The sequence below is a fragment of the Streptomyces rhizoryzae genome (genome assembly GCF_023155275.1).
GTDB classification, from domain to species: domain Bacteria; phylum Actinomycetota; class Actinomycetes; order Streptomycetales; family Streptomycetaceae; genus Streptomyces; species Streptomyces rhizoryzae.
Map to the genome: position 1 here is coordinate 12147 of NZ_JALMUV010000028.1, position 16903 is coordinate 29049.

The 16903-nt window shown below is 76.3% G+C and carries 14 protein-coding genes; 5 read left to right on the top strand and 9 right to left on the bottom strand.

Annotation, left to right across the window (positions count from 1 at the left end):
• Positions 1-139: 139 nt before the first annotated feature.
• A complete protein-coding gene (locus MUU72_RS21590; RefSeq protein ID WP_248014993.1) occupies positions 140-3322 on the top strand; it encodes a cytochrome P450 in 3183 nt (1060 codons plus the stop codon).
• Positions 3323-3370: 48 nt separating this feature from the next.
• On the opposite strand, the gene MUU72_RS21595 is transcribed toward MUU72_RS21590, so the two are convergent.
• Positions 3371-3961, bottom strand: a complete 591-nt coding sequence (locus MUU72_RS21595) for a DUF2165 domain-containing protein (RefSeq protein WP_248014994.1) — start codon at positions 3959-3961, stop codon at positions 3371-3373.
• A gap of 132 nt (positions 3962-4093) precedes the next feature.
• Here MUU72_RS21595 and MUU72_RS21600 point away from each other — a divergent pair, with 132 nt between their 5' ends.
• The gene (locus MUU72_RS21600; protein ID WP_248014995.1) at positions 4094-5143 is read left to right on the top strand and encodes a phosphatidylinositol-specific phospholipase C domain-containing protein; all 1050 of its coding nucleotides are present in this window, start codon (positions 4094-4096) and stop codon (positions 5141-5143) included.
• Between the two features lie 21 nt (positions 5144-5164).
• On the opposite strand, the gene MUU72_RS21605 is transcribed toward MUU72_RS21600, so the two are convergent.
• The 7 genes from MUU72_RS21605 to MUU72_RS21635 all read right to left on the bottom strand — a co-directional run bounded on the left by MUU72_RS21605 (position 5165) and on the right by MUU72_RS21635 (position 13181).
• Positions 5165-6181, bottom strand: a complete 1017-nt coding sequence (locus MUU72_RS21605) for a trypsin-like serine peptidase (protein ID WP_308403846.1) — start codon at positions 6179-6181, stop codon at positions 5165-5167.
• Positions 6182-6321: 140 nt separating this feature from the next.
• Complete coding sequence (locus MUU72_RS21610) at positions 6322-7254, bottom strand: phosphatidylinositol-specific phospholipase C (RefSeq protein WP_248014996.1); 933 nt, start codon at positions 7252-7254, stop codon at positions 6322-6324.
• A gap of 139 nt (positions 7255-7393) precedes the next feature.
• Positions 7394-8356 (bottom strand): L-histidine N(alpha)-methyltransferase, encoded by a 963-nt coding sequence (egtD, locus tag MUU72_RS21615; RefSeq protein ID WP_248014997.1) that lies wholly within the window; start codon positions 8354-8356, stop codon positions 7394-7396.
• Positions 8353-9108 carry an ergothioneine biosynthesis protein EgtC gene (gene egtC / locus MUU72_RS21620; RefSeq protein WP_248014998.1) on the bottom strand — a complete coding sequence of 252 codons (756 nt, stop codon included), beginning with the start codon at positions 9106-9108 and terminating at the stop codon, positions 8353-8355. The genes egtD and egtC overlap by 4 nt, the downstream gene beginning before the upstream one ends.
• Complete coding sequence (gene egtB / locus MUU72_RS21625; RefSeq protein ID WP_248014999.1) at positions 9108-10433, bottom strand: ergothioneine biosynthesis protein EgtB; 1326 nt, start codon at positions 10431-10433, stop codon at positions 9108-9110. The genes egtC and egtB overlap by 1 nt, the downstream gene beginning before the upstream one ends.
• Entirely contained in the window at positions 10430-11749 is a 1320-nt protein-coding gene (egtA, locus tag MUU72_RS21630; protein WP_248015000.1) for an ergothioneine biosynthesis glutamate--cysteine ligase EgtA, read from the bottom strand. The genes egtB and egtA overlap by 4 nt, the downstream gene beginning before the upstream one ends.
• 220 nt (positions 11750-11969) lie before the next feature.
• On the bottom strand, positions 11970-13181 hold the full coding sequence (locus tag MUU72_RS21635; protein WP_248015001.1) for a pyridoxal phosphate-dependent aminotransferase: 1212 nt from the start codon (positions 13179-13181) through the stop codon (positions 11970-11972).
• 114 nt (positions 13182-13295) lie between these two features.
• Between MUU72_RS21635 and MUU72_RS21640 the strand changes: the two genes are divergently transcribed.
• The 3 genes from MUU72_RS21640 to MUU72_RS21650 all read left to right on the top strand — a co-directional run bounded on the left by MUU72_RS21640 (position 13296) and on the right by MUU72_RS21650 (position 16049).
• Entirely contained in the window at positions 13296-13970 is a 675-nt protein-coding gene (locus MUU72_RS21640; protein WP_248015002.1) for a winged helix-turn-helix transcriptional regulator, read from the top strand.
• A 45-nt stretch (positions 13971-14015) separates the two neighbouring features.
• Positions 14016-14912: a phosphotransferase gene (locus tag MUU72_RS21645; RefSeq protein ID WP_248015003.1), complete on the top strand. Its 897-nt coding sequence runs from the start codon at positions 14016-14018 to the stop codon at positions 14910-14912.
• Between the two features lie 69 nt (positions 14913-14981).
• Positions 14982-16049 (top strand): glycosyl hydrolase family 18 protein, encoded by a 1068-nt coding sequence (locus MUU72_RS21650; RefSeq protein WP_248015004.1) that lies wholly within the window; start codon positions 14982-14984, stop codon positions 16047-16049.
• On the opposite strand, the gene MUU72_RS21655 is transcribed toward MUU72_RS21650, so the two are convergent.
• Positions 15987-16880 (bottom strand): helix-turn-helix domain-containing protein, encoded by an 894-nt coding sequence (locus MUU72_RS21655; protein ID WP_248015005.1) that lies wholly within the window; start codon positions 16878-16880, stop codon positions 15987-15989. The two genes, MUU72_RS21650 and MUU72_RS21655, sit on opposite strands and share 63 nt — an antisense overlap.
• Positions 16881-16903 lie beyond the last annotated feature (23 nt).

Consider the following 16903-nt stretch of genomic DNA (forward strand, 5'->3'; position numbering starts at 1 on the left):
TTTCCGCCCTTTCTCCCGTACCGCCGGCCGCCCCTGCCGCATCCGCGCCGTCCGCGCAAGACCAGCCGGCGACAAACCACTGCACAATCATGCAGTTCCCCGGGCCGGAGCCGGGCACCGGGCCGGTCACGCTGGACGTATGACCGACACCATCGCGCCCCAGCAGGGCGAGAGCGCCACCGACACCGGCGTGCCGGTCGCCGACCTGACGGCGACCGGGATCAGCGGCACGCCCCTCCAGCAGGCCATGGACCTGGCCCGGACCCACGGCCCGCTCTTCAAGCGGAAGTTCGGTGCCCGCGAGACGCTGTTCCTGTCCTCCCTCGACCTGGTCACCGAGGTCAGTGACGAATCCCGCTTCGCCAAGGGCGTGTCGGTGGTCCTGGAGGACGTCCGGGAGTTCGCCGGTGACGGTCTGTTCACCGCCTACAACGACGAGCCGAACTGGGCCAAGGCGCACGAGGTCCTGATGCCGGCCTTCGCGCTCGGCTCGATGCGCACCTACCACCCGGCGATGCTCAAGGTCGCCCGCCGGGTGATGGCCGCCTGGGACCGGCGGATGGCCGAGGGCCGCCCGGTCGAGGTCGCCGACGACATGACCCGGATGACCCTGGACACCATCGGGCTGGCCGGTTTCGGCTTCGACTTCGAGTCCTTCTCCCGGGAGACGGCGCACCCCTTCGTCGAGGCGATGGTGCGCTGCCTGCGGTGGAGCATGACCAAGTTCTCCCGGACGCCCGGCACCGACCACACGGCGGCCGACGCGGCGTTCCGCGCGGACGCCGACTACCTCGCCTCCGTCGTGGACGAGGTGATCGCCGCCCGCACCGCGAGCGGGGAGCACCGCGACGACGACCTGCTGGGCCTGATGCTGGCCGCCACCGGCGAGGACGCCGCGCGGCGCGGCCCGGTGCTGGACCTGGCCAACATCCGCAACCAGGTCATCACCTTCCTGATCGCCGGCCACGAGACCACCTCCGGCGCCCTCTCCTTCGCCCTCTACCACCTGCTCAAGGACCCCCTCGCGCTGCGGCTGGCGCAGCGCGAGGCGGACGAGCTGTGGGGCGACGACCCCGACCCGGACCCGTCCTTCGAGGACATCGGCCGGCTCCCGTTCACCCGCCAGGTGCTCCACGAGGCGCTGCGGCTGTGGCCGACCGCCGCCGCCTTCACCCGCCAGGCCCGCACCGACACCGTGCTCGGCGGCCGCTACCCGATCGCCGCCGGCCAACTGGTCACCGTGCTCACCCCGATGCTGCACCGCGACCCGGTCTGGGGCGACAACCCCGAGGCGTTCGACCCGTTCCGCTTCAGCCCCGAGGCCGAGGCGGCCCGCTCCCCGCACGCCTACAAGCCCTTCGGCACCGGCGAACGCGCCTGCATCGGGCGGCAGTTCGCGCTGCACGAGGCCACCATGCTGCTGGCCCTGCTGCTCCACCGCTACCGGCTGATCGACCACGCCGGCTACCGCCTGCGGGTCAAGGAGACCCTCACCCTCAAGCCGGACGGCTTCACCCTCGCGCTGGCCCCGCGCACCCCCGCCGACCGGGCCGCGCTCCGCGCCGCGCTGGCTGTCCTGCCCGGCGGGACAGACGGCACCGGCACCGGTGCGGCGCCCGACGAGGGGCTGCCCACCCGCGTCCCCCAGGACACCGGGCTGCTCCTGCTGCACGGCTCCAACTACGGCACCTGCCGGGAGTTCGCCGAGCGGCTCGCCGACGAGGCCGCCGCCCTGGGCTTCGCCCCCGAGGTCGCCCCGCTGGACGCCCGCACCGGCGCCCTGCCCACCGACCGACCGCTGGTCATCGTCGCCGCCTCCTACAACGGCCGGCCCACCGACGACGCCGCCGCGTTCACCGCCTGGCTCGGCACCGCCCCCGAGGGCGCCGCGGACGGCGTCCGCTACGCCGTGCTCGGCGTCGGCGACCGCAACTGGGCCGCCACCTACCAGCAGGTCCCCACCCTGCTCGACGACCGGCTGGCCGCGCTCGGCGGCGAACGGCTGCTGCCCCGCGCCGAGGCCGACGCCTCCGGTGAACTGTCCCGCACCGTCGAGGACTTCGGGGCTTCGCTGCGCACCGAGCTGCTCACCCGCTACGGCGACCCGGCCACCGCCGGCGCCGCACCGGACGCCCCCGCCGACACCGGCTACACCGTCACCGCGCTCACCGGCGGCCCGCTGGACGCGCTCGCCGACCGGCACGGCCTCGTCCCGATGACCGTCACCGAGGCGCGCGACCTGACCGCCGAGGGCTGGCCGCGCCCCAAGCGCTTCCTGCGCCTGGCCCTGCCCGACGGCGTCACCTACCGCACCGCCGACCACCTCGCCGTCCTGCCCGCCAACACCCCGGAGGCGGTGGCCCGCGCCGCCCGGGCGCTCGGCGCCGACCTGGACACCGTGCTGTCGCTGCGCCCGCCCGTCGGCCGCCCGGCCCGCGACACCCTGCCCGTCGACCGGCCGCTGACGGTGCGTGCGCTGCTGACCCACCACCTGGACCTGGGTGCCCGCCCGGACCGCGGCCGGCTCGCCCTGCTCGCCGCGCACCACCCCTGCCCGCCCGAGCGGCACGCCCTGGAGCACCTGCCCGAGGACGATCCGCGCACCCTCGTCGAGCTGATCGAGGCGCATCCGGCGCTGCGCGGCGCGCTGCCCTGGCCGGTGCTGCTGGAGCTGCTGCCGCCGCTGCGCGTCCGGCACTACTCGCTCTCCTCGTCGCCCGCCGCCGACCCCCGCCACGCCGACCTGATGGTCTCGCTGCTGCCCGGCGGCACCGGCTCGACGTACCTGCACACCCTGCGGCCCGGCGACACCCTGCTCGCCCGGGTGCAGCCCTGCCGGGAGGCGTTCCGCCTCGACCCGGCCGACGAGACCCCGGTGATCATGGTCGCCGCCGGCACCGGCCTGGCACCGTTCCGCGGCGCCGTCGCGGACCGCGTCGCGGCCGGCCGGACCACCCCGGCGCGGCTCTACTTCGGCTGCGACGACCCCGACGGCGACTTCCTGCACGCCGCGGAGTTCGCCGCCGCCGAAGGGGCCGGCGCGCTCACCGTGCACCCCGTCTTCAGCGCCCGGCCCGAGCACGGCCACCGCTTCGTCCAGCACCGCATCGCGGCCGAGGCGCACGAGGTGGGGGAACTGCTGCGGGCCGGCGCCCGGGTCTACGTCTGCGGCGACGGCAGCCGGATGGCGCCCGGGGTCCGGGACGCCTTCCGCGCGGTGCACCGCACCTGCACCGGCGCCTCCGAGCAGGAGGCCGAGGCGTGGCTGCGCGAACTGACCGCGTCCGGCCGCTACATCGAGGACGTCTACGCGGCGGGCTGACCGGCCGGGGGACCGGCGGCGGGCGCGGCCGCACCGCGCCCGCCGCCGCTACTCCGCCCCGCGCTCCGCGTCCGCCGCCCGCTGCACGCCGCCCGGCCCCCCGGTGCCCCGGGGGGCCCGCCCGGCCGCGCCCGGCAGCCGCACCACCACCAGGGCCAGCCCCGCCACGGTGACGTTCCGCACGGCCGCCTCGACGCCGTTCCACTGCTTCGACTGCCACATCGCGAACCACTCGCCGCCGATCGCCCAGAACCCCGCGCCGAACAGCAGCAGCACCATCAGCAGCCCGGCCGTCGCCAGGCCCCGCGCCCGCCCGGCCGCACCGGCCCGGCCGCGCCCCGCCGCCCCCAGGACGGTGGCCGCCACCAGCACCAGCGCCGCCACCGACTCCCAGGCGATCACCGCCACGTACGCCGCGTCCTGGAGCGTGCGGGAGGTGACGGCCCGCCACATCAGGTCCGGGTCCCGGAAGGTGGTGTCCATCGCCAGCACGTGGCGGACGTACTCCCGGTTGGTGCCGAAGTCGGTGAGGTTGCCGAACGCCACCAGCGCCATGTAGAGCGCCACCGTCCCCGTCAGCACCACCGCCGCCCACGGCAGTCCGCCGCCCGCCGCCTCCCGCGTCCCCTGCCCGCGCACCGCAACCCCTCTCCCGTGCCCTCGTCCGGCGCCGCCGGCCGCGCCCCGGCCCGTTCCCGCACCCCCCGCCGGGCGCCAACTCCCGTACGCTGCTGCCCGACCGGCAGGGATCAACGAGGGGGAAACGGGCCCATGACGAGCAAGCGGTGCGCGGGGACGGTCGCCGTCGCGGCGGCGGCGGTGATCGCGGCGACCGGACCGGCGCAGGCCGGGACGGCCACCACGACGCCCACCACCACATACGACACCACCACCGCGGTCGGTGTCCACAACGCCTACGACAAGGCCAAGTACCCCTACTTCGCCGACGCCCTGGACTCCGGCGCCGCCCTGGTCGAGGTGGACGTGTGGACCAACGCCCTGGGCGCCTCCTGGCGGGTCTCGCACAGCAACCCGCTGGGGAACAACAGCAATTGCGTGGGCGCGGCCACCGCCGCCGACCTGCGCACCAAGGACCGCAACCAGGACTTCGCCGGCTGCCTCGCCGACCTGCGGGCCTGGCACGACGCGCACCCCGGCCACCGCCCGATCCTCGTCAAGGTCGAGCTGAAGGACGGTTTCAACGCGAAGAAGGGCCGCGGACCGGCCGATTTCGACGCGCTGGTACGGCAGAAGCTCGGCGACGCGGTCTACGGGCCCGGCGACCTCGCGGCCGGCCACGCCACCCTCGACGAGGCCGTCCGGGCCGGCGGCTGGCCGCCCCGCGCCGACCTGGCCGGCAAGTTCCTCTTCGAGCTGATACCGGGCACCGTCGAGGAGCGCAACCCGCTCGACACGCTGTGGACCGACGTCGAGTACGCCACCCACCTCAAGGACCTCGCCGCACAGGGGCGGTTGGGCCGCGCCACCGCCTTCCCGGCCGTCCACGGCGCCGCCCCCGGCGACCCCCGCGAGCGCTACGCCGACCCCGCCCTGCGCCCGTGGTTCGTGGTCTTCGACGGCGACGCCGCGACCTACCTGGGCGGCGCCATCGACACTGCCTGGTACGACATGCGCCACTACCTGCTCATCATGACCGACGCCCACAAGGTCCCGCCGGTGCTGGACGCCACCCGCCCCACCGAGGCCGCGGCCCGGGCCCGGGTCGGCCAACTGGCCGCCGCGCACGCCAGCTTCGCCACCGCCGACTGGTACCCGCTGCCGGACGTGCTGCGGATGGTGGTGCCGCGCGGCGGCGCCTGACCGGCCGCACCGGCCGAGCGCTCAGCCCAGCGCCGCCCGCCGGTACAGCGCCGCCACGTCCGCCCCGAAGCGGCTGCTGTACGACGTGGTGTCGTCGCCGCCCTCCTCCTGTCCGCCGATCACCCCGATCAGGACACCGGTCCCGGTGGCCGGGTCCACGTCGGTGAGCAGCGGGCCGCCGCTGGTCCCGGCCGGGAAGCCGGCGCACGGGAACCGCAGCTGGCCGGGGCTCTCGGCGTCCGCGGTGTGCCGGCACACCACCGGGGTGTCGCTGTCGCCCGGGTAGCCGGTCAGCTGCGCCGGGCGGCCGGGCGGGGCGTCGAACCGGATCCGCTCGGCACCGGTGACGTCCTCGATCCGCTGCTCGGTGCCCCCGTGCCGGCGCACCCGGACGAACGCCACGTCGTGGTCCGGGTCCCGGCCGCCGATCCAGCGCGGGTCCACGTCGATCCGGGTGGGCACCCACAGCCCGTACGGCGCGATCCCGTCGTGCAGCCCGGGCGCGAAGACCAGCCGGGTGCGGAAACCGCCGTCGTGGACGCAGTGCGCGGCGGTGGCGAGGAGGTTGCCGCCGGGGGAGTGCACCACGCTCGCGGTGCAGTAGTGGCCGGCCCCGCCGCCGTCACCGGGCGAGAAGAGCGCGCCGACGGGCGGCGAGGGCGCCGCCGCGGTGGCCACCGGCGGCCGGGAGGCGGGCAGCGGCGCCGCGGCGCCCCCGGCCCGGCGCACGGCGGCCACCGGCGGCCCCGGCCGCTCGCGGTACCCGCCGGCCAGCACCGCGGCGGCCGCCCGGTCGCCGGCCGCCGCGGAGGCCCGGTAGGTGCCGGCCACCGGGTCCCCGGGCGCCACGTACGGGTCCTGCCGCGCCGCCTTGAGGGCCAGTGCGGTGCCGCCCACCGCGAGCGTCAGCGCCCCCAGTACCAGCGTCACCCGCAGCGGTACCCCGGCCCGTTCCCGCCCGGTGCCGACCGGGCCGCCCGCCCCGCCCCGTGCGTCCCCCGCCGCCGGCCCGGGCCCGCGTTCGCTCGTCTCCACCACGTGCCGCCTCGTGCCTCAGCCGGCACCGGCCGCGCCGCGTACGGCGGTCGCACGGGCGGGACGGCGCCGAAAACCGACATTTCGCCCAGTCTGCGGCACGCCGGGCCACCCGGGTCCGGTCCGGCGGCCGTTCGCCGCGCCTACTGCGCCAGCAGGGTGACGCCGCGCCCGGCGAGGTTGTGCCGGATCAGCTCAGGGGCCATGCCGTACTCGCCGGGGAAGTCCATCGGGACGATGCCCAGGCCCTGCCAGGCGCCGCCCTCGCCCGCCAGCAGGTCGCGCACCCGCGGGTTGAGCCGGTCGGCGTTGGAGCGCGGCGGGAGCAGCGCGGCGGTCGAGACGTAGTTGACGAAGAGCTTGCCGGGCTGCGCGACGGCCTTGCGGAACTGCGCCTCGACCTTGGGGTACTTCCCGAGCGGCTCGGTCATGTAGGCGTCCTGGATGTCGAACAGCGCCGGGTCGGCGTACCGCACCCCGCCCAGCCCGTCCGCGTCCGCCAGCAGCACGACCCGGCCCCGGGCCTCGCCCAGCTGCGGCAGCCCCGGGTCCAGCCGGAACAGCGGCCGGTAGCCCTTGGCGTCCAGATAGCTGCCGAAGATCCGGCGGAACTCCTCGGCGGAGACCTCCGAGTATTCCTGCTTGACCCGCATCAGCACCGTCTCGGACGGGTGCGCCCGCAGGAAGTCCCGGCAGGCGTTGAGCACGTCGCCGAACATCAGCTCCTGGTAGAACGCCCCGTGGTGGATCGCGAAGACGCCGTCGACGGCCCGGCAGCGCACGTCCAGGAACCGGATGCCGGACGCCAGCTGCTCGGCCACGGAGGTGTTCTGGCAGGCCACCCAGGGTCCGCCGATCCGGGCGCCGGAGTCATGGGTGCCGGGGACGGTCAGCCGCTGCACGGGCGTGGCGTCGTCCAGCGCGGACATCCAGTCCTGGACCGTGACCGCAGTCCGCGACCGGGGGCGCGGTACCGCGACCGCCGCCCCCGTGCCGCCGATGCCGGCCAGTACTCCGGCGGCGGTCAGCCCCGCCGCGCCCCTGAGGAATCCCCGCCGGTCCAGCGCCGTCCCCATGCCCCGCCCCTTTGTGCCGTCCGCTGTGGTCCGTCCGCACCGCGCCCGCCCGGCGGGCGGGCACGGATGTGCGACCGGGGCATCGAACCACATCGGCCCGGCGGGCGGCACCCACCGGGCGCCGGGCGGCCGCGGCCGGTCAGGTCCGCACGGCCAGCGACAGCGCGAACCGCCCGGCGCGGTCGGTCCACCACTGCGTCAACTCCAGCCCGGCCGCGGCCAGTTCGGTGCGCACCCGGTCCTCGCGGAACTTCGCGGAGACCTCCGTGCGCAGCTCCTCGCCGGCCGCGAACGGCACCACCAGGTCGAGGTCGGGGATCTTCACGGTCAGGTCCTGCCGGGCCCGCAGCCGCATCTCGATCCACTCCTCGCCGGCGTCCCAGCGCGCGACGTGGTCGAAGTCCGCGGGGTCGAAGTCGGCGCCCAGCTCGCGGTTGATGACCTCCAGGACGTTCTTGTTGAACGCGGCGGTCACCCCCCGGTCGTCGTCGTACGCGGCGACCAGGGTGGCCTCGTCCTTGACCAGGTCGGTGCCGAGCAGCAGGGCGTCCCCGGGCGCCAGCAGGCCGTGCACCGACCGCAGGAACGCGGCCCGTTCACCGGGGAGGAGGTTGCCGATGGTGCCGCCGAGGAACGCCAGCAGCCGCGGACCGGGCGCCTCCGGCAGGACCAGGCCCTGCTGGAAGTCGGCGACCAGGGCGTGCACGGCCAGCCCGGGGTGCTCGGCCAGCAGCGCCTCGCCGGCCGCCCGCAGCGCCGACTCGCTGACGTCCACCGGGAGGTAGGTGTGCAGCCCGGCCAGGGCGCGCAGCAGGTGCCGGGTCTTGTCGGACGACCCCGAGCCCAGCTCGATGAGGGTGCGGGCACCGGTGGCGGCCGCGATCCGGTCGGCGTTGGCCACCAGGATCTCGCGCTCCGCACGGGTGGGGTAGTACGCGTCGAGGGTGGTGATCTCGTCGAACAGGGCGCTGCCGCGGGCGTCGTAGAACCACTTCGGCGGCAGCTGCTTGGGCGTGCGGGACAGGCCCTCGGCCACATCGGCGCGCAGGGCGGCCGCGGTGGCGTCGGCGGGCAGGGTGCGGGTGAGGCTGAGCGGGCTCACGTTGCGGGCTCCTTGAGCGGGGTGAGGGTGACCTCGGTGCGGGTGGCGCGCAGCAGCGTGCCGTCGGGCACCTCGGTCCAGTGGGGGGAGGTGTCGTAGGGCTCGGAGGCGACGACCCGGCCGCCGCCGGGGGCGGCCAGGTGGTGCAGGCTGTCGCCCCAGGTGGTGGCGGCGATGCCGGTGCCGTCGGTCAGCAGCAGGTTGAGCCGGGAGCCGGGCGCGGCCGCGGCGACCTCCGCGACGGTGTCGGCCAGCGCGTCGCCCGGTTCGGCGCCGGCGGCCAGCCGGTGGTGGACCAGCGCCCACAGGAACGCGGTGTCGCTGCGCGCCGCCAGCCGCAGCAGCTCCCCGGCGGGCAGCGCGGCGGCCAGCGGCGCCATGCTGTCCGGCCAGCCGGCCACCGCGCCGTTGTGGCTGAAGAGGTACCGCCCGGTGGCGAACGGCGCGGCGGCCGCCTCGCCGTCCGCACCGGCCACCGTGGCGTCCCGGACGGCGGCCAGCAGTGCCCCGGTCCGGATCACCCGGCCCAGGTCGGGCAGCTGCTCGTCGGCCCAGATCGGCCCGGACCGCCGGTACCGCGCCGGCACCGGGTCGCCGGGCGCGTACCAGCCGACGCCGAAACCGTCCGCGTTGACCGTCCCGTGCCGCTGGTGGCGCGGCGCCCACGACTGCCGGTACAGGCCGTGCGGCGGCGTCAGCACCACCTTCCCGAACGGCAACTCGGGCCCTATATAAGCAATATGACGGCACATCAGGTCGCGTCCGCGGCGGTCGGGCCGGCGTCCCGGGCGGTGCGGAACCCGGCGAAGATCTGCCGCCGCACCGGGAGGTCCCAGTTGCGGAAGGTGCCGCGGCAGGCGACCGGGTCCACGGCGAACGAGCCGCCGCGCAGCACCTTGTACGCGCTGCCGAAGAACACCTCGGAGTACTCCCGGTAGGGGAACGCCGCGAAGCCCGGGTAGGGCAGGAAGTCGCTGGCCGTCCACTCCCAGACGTCGCCGATCAGCTGCCGGATCCCCAGCGGCGAGGCGCCCTCGGGGTAGCTGCCGGCGGGCGCCGGGCGCAGGTGGCGCTGGCCGAGGTTGGCGTGGTCCGGGCCCGGGTCCGCGTCGCCCCACGGGTACCGCCGGTCCCGCCCGGTCGCCGGATCGTGCCGGGCCGCCTTCTCCCACTCCGCCTCGGTGGGCAGCCGGCGCCCGGCCCACCGCGCGTAGGCGTCCGCCTCATACCAGCTGACGTGCAGCACCGGCTCGTCCGGCGGCACCACTTCGGTCAGCCCGAAGCGGCGGCGCAGCCACTGCCCGCCCTCGCGGCGCCAGAACAGCGGTGCACCCAGGTGGTGTTCGCGCACCTGGGCCCAGCCCTCCGGGTCCCACCAGCGCGGCTCCTCGTAACCGCCGTCGTCGACGAAGCGCTGGTAGGCGGCGTTGGTGACCTGGGTGGTGTCGAGGAAGAACGGCGGGACGGTGCGCCGGTGCGCGGGCCGTTCGTTGTCCAGCGCCCAGGGCTCGGTGGAGGTGCCCATCAGGAACGGCCCGCCCGGCACCAGGACCTCGGGCGGCAGCGGGCCGGGCGGCGCGGCCGGCGGCTCCGGCGCGGTGAGGGCCGGCGGGCCCGTCCGCAGCTGATGGGTGATCAGCATCGTCTCGTCGTGCTGCTGCTCGTGCTGGGCGATCATCCCGAAGGCGAAGCCGGCGTCCAGCAGCGGGCCGCCGCGCAGCGGACTGCGCTCCAGCACGTCCAGCACCCGGCCGCGCACCTCGGCGGCGTAGCCGTGCGCCTCGGCCGGGCCGAGCAGCGGCAGAGTGGGGCGCTCGGCGCGCGGATGCGCGAAGGCGTCGTAGACGGAGTCGATGTCCGGGCGCAGCGGGTCGCGGCCGCCGACCGTGCGCAGCAGCCATTGCTCCTCCTGGTTGCCGATGTGCGCCAGGTCCCACACCAGCGGCGACATCAGCGGGGAGTGCTGGGCGATCAGATCCCCTTCCTCCACACAGGTGGTCAGCAGGCGGGTGCGGTCCCGGGCGGCGAGCAGCGCGGCGGCGGCCCGCTCCCGGATCGGCTCGGGATCGGTGGTCACTGGCTGTCCTTCCAGGCGGTGGGGTGGTCCCCGGCCGCGGTGCCGGGGGCCGGGCGCGGGCCGTCCGCCGGTCCCGCCGCGCGCAGGGCGTCGAGCTGGTCGTCGGCGGGGCACCGGCCGCGGGCCACGTAGCGCGCGGTGAACTCCGCGACCGCGGCCCGGATCGCGGGCGCGGCGCCCATCCGGGGCAGCGCCTCCTCGGCGGCGGCGAAGCAGGCCGTCGCGGCAGCGCGCAGCTCGGGGTCGGTGAGCCCGGCGCGGGCCGCGGTCCGCCACAGCGGGTTGCCCGGTGCCGGGGCGCGGCCGGCGGTCTCCGCCAGCGGCTTGACGGCGCGGTAGGCGTACTCGGCGGCCTCCGGGTCGTCGAAGAGCGCGGCCGTGACCGCCAGCGGCACGATCCACCCGTCCTCGCCCGGCTGCGCGTCGATCATCCGCAGCTCCAGGTGGCCGCGCGGCCGGACCGGCGGGAAGAGGGTGGTGACGTGGTAGTCCAGGTCCGCCCGGTCCGGTGGCCGCGGTACGCCGGTGCGGACCCACTCGCGGAAGGTCAGGCCGGGCGGCGCGTCCCAGGGGCCGTCGGCGCGCCGGACGCACATCACCGGCGCGTCCAGCGCGTAGCGGGCCCAGGCGGCGCGCGGATCGGGGTCCGGCGCCGGGGCGTGCGTGCGGCCCGGGTCGATGCGGGCCCAGATGGCCTGGCGGGTGGTGCGGTAGCCGGTCGGCCGGCCCTCGGCGAGCGGGGAGTTGGCGAACGCGGCGGCCAGCACCGCGCCCAGCAGGTGCGCCAGCACCCAGCGCCGGCCGAGCCCCAGCGGGCCCGGCTCCTCGTGCCCGGCGTCCAGGCACACCTGGACCGAGGCGGTGCCGCACATCATGGACCGCCCGGCCGGGCCCCGCCGGTCGAAGTACGCCTCCATGGCGTCGTAGCGGGGGGCGGTGAGCACCCGCCGCGGGGGGTGCCAGGGGTTGTGGCCGTGGCCCGCGAGGCCGAGGCCCAGCTCCCGCAGGACGGGCCGGACCCGGGCGAGGTCGGCGCTGACGGCCGCCACGCAGGCGTTCAGGGAGAGGGCGGGCAGCGAGCTGAGCTCCAGCTGGCCGCCGGGTTCGAAGCTGAGGGAGGAATCGAGCGGCAGGGCGCGCAGGGCGGCCGCCGCGGTCCGCATCCGGTCGGGTGCGACCGGACATCGGGGGTTGCGCGCGTCGTGGACCAGCAGTTCGATCTCGACGCCGGTCCGGCGCGGTGGGCCGGTCTTGAAGCAGATACCGCGCAGATGGGCTTCGAGTTCCGCTTCCGATATGGCCGGGCGTACGGGCACCGTTTCCCACTCCCCTCCGGGGCGGCTGGACTTGCCGTCCTCCACCTAAGCCGCTGCCGGCGGTCCGCTCAAGAGCGCCGGGCCGCCGCGGACGGGCCGGCGGCGGGGACCGGGCAGGTGGGACGGGGGAGGTGAGCGTGAAAAATCAATACGCCCGTTCGGGTGACCGGGGCCGGGCCGGGCGGATCGGCGGCGCCCGGCCCGGCCCCGGCGGCCGGCCCTACTGGCGGTATCCGGCCAGGAAGCGCCCGATCCGGCTGATCGCGGCGTCCAGGTCGTCGGCGTGCGGCAGGGTCAGGATGCGGAAGTGGTCCGGGCGCGGCCAGTTGAATCCGGTGCCCTGCACGACCTGGATCTTCTCCCGCAGCAGCAGGTCCAGCACGAACTTCTCGTCGTCGTGGATCGGGTGGACCGCCGGGTCCAGGCGCGGGAACGCGTACAGTGCGCCCTTGGGCTTGACGCAGGAGACGCCCGGGATCTCGTTGAGCCGCTCCCAGGCCCGGTCGCGCTGCTCGCGCAGCCGGCCGCCGGGCAGCACCAGGTCCTCGATCGACTGCCGGCCGCCCAGCGCCGCCTGGATCGCGTACTGCGCGGGCGCGTTGGGGCACAGCCGCATCGACGCCAGGGTGCCCAGGCCCTCCAGGTAGTCGGCGGCGTGCTGCTTGGGGCCGGAGACCACCAGCCAGCCCGAGCGGAAGCCGGCCACCCGGTACGCCTTGGACAGTCCGCTGAACGTCAGGCAGACCAGGTCCGGGGCGAGCACCGCGGCGTGGTGGTGGACCGCGTCGTCGTAGAGGATCCGGTCGTAGACCTCGTCCGCGAACACCATGAGCTGGTGGCGGCGGGCCAGGTCGAGCATCCCTTCCAGCACCTCGCGCGGGTAGACCGCGCCGGTGGGGTTGTTGGGGTTGATGATGACCAGGGCCCGGGTCCGGTCGGTGATCTTCGCGGCCAGGTCGTCGAGGTCGGGCAGCCAGTCGGCGGACTCGTCGCAGAGGTAGTGCACCGGGGTGCCGCCGGCCAGGCTGGTGACCGCCGTCCACAGCGGGAAGTCGGGCGCCGGGATGAGGACCTCGTCCCCGTCGTCCACCAGCGCCTGCACGGCCATGGAGACCAGCTCGGAGACACCGTTGCCGAGGTAGACGTCGTCCACGTCCACGTCCGCGAGCCCGGCCTCCTGGTAGCGCTGGGCCACCGCGCGGCGGGCCGAGCGGATCCCGCGGGACTCGGTGTAGCCGTGCGCGCGGGAGAGGTTGCGCATCACGTCCTGGAGGATCTCCTCCGGGCACTCGAAGCCGAACAGCGCCGGGTTGCCGGTGTTCAGCCGCAGCACGCTGTGGCCGGCCTCCTCCAGCGCGTCCGCGTGCGCGATCACCGGCCCGCGGATCTCGTAACAGACGTCGGCCATCTTGCTGGACTGCTTGAACTGCACGCGGCGACCTCCCACTTGACGCACCCACCGCGGGACGCGGCAGCGCCCGAACGGATTACTTGGATTTCCCCACTACGGACTTGGAAAATCCAACCACACATCTATGCTGGTGTCATGCCGCGCCGAAGTTATGACCAGTACTGCGCCGTCGCCCGGGCCCTGGACGCCGTCGGCGACCGCTGGACGCTGCTGATCGTCCGGGAGCTGCTCGGCGGCTCCCGGCGCTACACCGATCTGCACGCCGACCTGCCGGGCGTCAGCACCGACATGCTCGCCTCCCGCCTGAAGGACATGGAGCGCGACAAGCTCCTCACCCGCCGCCGCCTCGCCCCGCCCGCCGCCGCCTCCGTCTACGAGCTCACCCCGCGCGGACGCGCCCTGCTCCCCGCGCTCACCGCCCTCGCCGACTGGGGCGCCCCGGCCCTCACCGAACGGCGCCCCACCGACGCGGTCCGCGCCCACTGGTTCGCGGTCCCGCTGATGGCCCGCCTGGCCCGCCACTTCGCCGGCGGCCCGGTCCGCGTCGTCGACGTCGTCCTCGACGAGGGCACCTTCCACCTCGTCCTCGACCCGCCGGAGGCCCCCGCCGCCCCCGACGGCCCCACTGCCCCCGCCGTCCGCTACGCCGACGGCCCCGCGCCCCGCCCCGACGCCGTGCTGCGCATGGACACCGCCACCTGCACCGCCCTCGCCGAGGACCGCCTCACCCTCGCCGAGGCGCTCGCCGCCGGCCGCGTCGTCCGGAGCGGACCGGAGGAGCGGGCCGCCACCCGGCCGGTCCCCGGCTGACCCGCCCCCTTGCCACCGCCCGGGGCCCGTGCCACCGTCCGGACGGTGACCACCGACCGGACGCCGCCCCCACCGCCCACCGGGGCGGCCCGCTGGCACACCCACCACCTCACCCTCCACCCCGACCGGGTCGTCAAACGCTTCCGCCCCGCCGAGGGCCCCGGCCCGCACGCCCGCGAACGGCGCGCCCTGACCCTGCTCGCCACCCACGCCCCGGGCCTCGCCCCCGTCCTGCGCGACCCCCGGGACGGGGGCGGCCCGGCGGCGGACGCCCCGCTCACCCTGGTGATGTCCAGGCTCCCCGGCGTCCCGCTGCGCCAACTGGTGCTCGGCGACCGGGAGTTGTCCGCCTGGGCCGCCGCCGTCCGCGCCGTCCACACCGCCCTCCCGCCCGCCGTGCCGGCCCGGCTGCCCCTGCGCCCCGGCCACCGGCACGAGACCGTGCGGCGGCTGCGCGCCTGGTACGCGCGGACGCCGGACCGGCGGCTCGCCCCGGCGGTGCGGCGCGCCCTGCGGGCCGGCCGGGACTGGCTGGACGCCGCCGCGCCCGGCGCACCGGACGCCCCGCCCGGCCTCCCGCCAAACGTCCCGCCCGTCTTCGGTGCCGGCGACGGCAACTCGGCCAACTACCTCTGGGACGGCCACCGCGTCCGGGTGGTCGACCTGGAGGAATCCGGCCGCAGCGACCGCGCCTACGAACTCGCCGAACTCGTCGAGCACGTCTCCGCCTGGGTGCCCCGCCCCTTCGACACCGCCGCGTTCCTGCGCCGCTTCCCCCTCACCCCGGCCGAGGCCGCCCGCCTGCGGGACTGCCGCGTCCTGCTCGCCCTGGTCTGGCTCGCGCTCCTCGCGGACGACGACCCCGCGCGCCCCCGGAACCCGCCCGGTACGGCCGAACGGCAGGCCCGCCGGTTCCTGCGGCGGCTCGACGGCGCGGAGTAGCCCGGGGCGGACCCGCCGTTCGGCCGCGCTGATGGTGCGTCAGGTGCCGGGCGGGGCGAAGCTCGGGGCATGGGACGAGCACGGTGGCGAAGGGCGCGCGGACTGGCGCTGGCCGCGGTACTGGTGGCGGGCGCCCTGCCCGCGTCCGGGGCGGCCGCGGCGGAACGGGCCGCCGGGCGGCGGACGGTGTCGGCCTGGCTGCCGTTCTGGGGCGACGTCGACGGCGCCTACCGGGACGCGGTGGCGCACGCCGGGCTGCTCGGCACGGTCAGCCCGTTCTGGTACGAGGCGACCGGGGAGCGGACGGTGACCGGGCGGCCGGGCGCGGTCCGCGCGGACCTCGCGGCGGGGCTGCGCCGGGCGGGCCTCAAGGTCGTCCCGACGGTCACCGAGACGCTGGGCGCCGCGGCGATGGGGGAGGTGCTGCACGACCCGGCGCGCCGCCGGGCCCACGTGGACGCCCTGGCGGCCCTGGTCGAGCGCGCCGGCTACGACGGTCTCGACCTGGACTACGAGACCATGGCGGTGACCGGCAGCACCGCGGACCGGGCCCGGGTCCGCACCGGCTACCCCGCGCTCGTCGCCGAGCTGTGCGGCCGGCTCCACCGCAGCGGCCGGACCTGCGTGGTCACGGTCATGCCGCGGATCCGCGGCGCCGGGGCGGCCTTCGACTACCGCGCGCTCGGCGCCCGCGCCGACACGGTGCGGTTCATGGGCTACGACCTGCACTGGTCCCTGGGGGAGCCGGGCCCGCTGGCGACCACGCGGTGGTACGCCGAGATCCTGCGCCGGGCCACCGCCGAGATCCCCCGGAACCGCATCGAACTGGCCTTCCCCGGCTACGGCTGGGACTGGGTGCCCGGCAGCGGCCGGCGCGCGACCCACCTGACCTGGCACGAGGCCGAGGCGCTGCGGAAACGGGTGGGCGCCCCGTACGCCTTCGACGCGGCCGCCGGCACCCCGCACTTCCGCTACGTGCGGGACGGCCGGCGGCACGAGGTGTGGTACCAGGACGCCCGGGGCGTCCGGGCGCAGCTGCCGCTGCTCGCCGCGTACGGGGTGCGCGGGGCGGGGCTATGGGCGCTCGGGTTCGAGGACCCGGGCGTCTGGGCGGCGTTCCGCGGCCAGCAGGCGTAGCGCGGCGGCGGACGGCGAGCCCTCGGGCGCGGTGTAGACCAGCACGCCCTGGCCGGAGCCGTCCGGCGTCTGCAACATCTCGAAGTCCAGGGTCAGCTCCCCGACCAGCGGATGGTGGAACCGCTTGGTGCCGAAGGTGCAGTTGCTGACCGCGTGCCGCGACCACAGCGCGCTGAACTCGGTGCTCTTCATCGACAACTCACCGATCAGCTCGGCCAGTTGCTGGTCGTCGGGGCGCTGTCCGGCGGTCACCCGCAGCGCGGCGACGGCGCGCCGGGTCTCCTCCTCGCGGTCCGGGTACAGCTCCCGGGTGTGCGGGTCGAGGAACAGCAGCCGCTGGGCGTTGGGCCGGTCCAGGGGGCGGTAGGGGCTCCCGGGATCCAGGTGGCCGGCGATCAGGGCGTGGCCGAGCCCGTTCCAGGCCAGGATCTCGAAGCGCGGCCCGAGGGCGACGGCCGGCACGCCCCCGATGGCCGTGAGCAGCTGCCGCATCCCGGGCCTGGCCTTCTCCGGGCGCACCGCGGGACGGCGCTTGGCCCGCGCCGGGCGGGCCAGTTCGCGCAGGTGCGTCTGCTCGTCTGGGGTCAGCCGGAGCGCGCGGGCCAGCGCGTCCAGCACACCCTCCGAGGCGTTGTGGCTCTGGCCCTGTTCGAGCCGGGTGTAGTAGGCGACGCTGACGCCGGCGAGCTGGGCGAGCTCCTCGCGGCGCAGCCCGGGGACCCGGCGGCGCGCCCCGTAGGAGACCAGGCCGGCGTCCTCCGGCTGGAGCCGGGCGCGGCGGGTGCGCAGGAAGTCCCCCAGTGCCGAGGGGCCGGTGGCGGGTGTGTCCATGCCCGCCAGTGTGCGGCACGGGG